Raw genomic sequence first — 775 nt, forward strand, 5'->3', positions numbered from 1 at the left:
GACTCGAGGGTCGCGGGCAGCGACGTGGCCAGCGACGCGAAGGCGGCGACGTCCGAGATGGTCGCGCCCTGGAGGCCGGTGGTCTCGCGGACGAGCTCGAACAGTTCGTCGCTCTCGACGGCGTCCGTCGAGGGGTCGGACTCGAGCGTCCCGAAGCAGTCGTCACAGACGGTGACGAGGGCGCTCTCGTGAATCTCGCCCTCGAGCGGCACGTCACCCACGGGGACGGACCGGAGCGTCGTCGGTTCGTCGTCGCCGCCGACCGCGTCACAGTGGCGACACGTGTACGCGTCGCGCTCGAACACGGCATCCCGGTCGGCGTGCCAGTCGCGTGCAGTCACGGGCGAGCGAAGACAGCGCGGCGACAAAAGCGCTCCGACGGGAGACGCGACCGACGGCCGGTTCGGTGCGGTGGCAGCACGAAACACTAACCCGCAGGCTCTCGTAGCACCGGTATGGCCGACGAACCGGACGATGCGGACCGACCGGACGAATCGGTAACGGACGAGGCGGCGTTCGAACTCGAGCGGACGTACGACCGCGCGGACCTCGCCGCCGTCTTTCGCGAGTTCGCGACCGCCTTCGAGTCGGGGCGAGCGGTCCGACTGGACGGCGACGAGCGGAGCGTCGATATCGCGGTGCCACAGCGCGTCGTCGCCGAGTTCGAGACCGAACGCGAGCCCGATGCGGAGCCCCCGGTCGCCGAACTGGAACTCGAGATCGAGTGGGACGACCCCGACGGCTCGAGCCTTCGGGTTACCGACCGCGACGCCCG

2 protein-coding genes are annotated in these 775 nt (G+C 70.1%); one reads left to right on the forward strand and one right to left on the reverse strand.

Going from position 1 to position 775, the window contains the following annotated elements; translation table 11 throughout:
* Positions 1-341, reverse strand: a 341-nt coding sequence (locus tag PGX04_RS31190; RefSeq protein WP_377043777.1) for an HNH endonuclease, incomplete at its 3' end; no start/stop codon positions are given.
* A 114-nt stretch (positions 342-455) separates the two neighbouring features.
* On the opposite strand from PGX04_RS31190, the gene PGX04_RS31195 reads away from it, so the two are divergent.
* Positions 456-775 (forward strand): amphi-Trp domain-containing protein (locus PGX04_RS31195; protein WP_273742020.1); only part of this gene is annotated, 320 nt, incomplete at its 3' end.

This window comes from Natrinema soli (assembly GCF_028618695.1).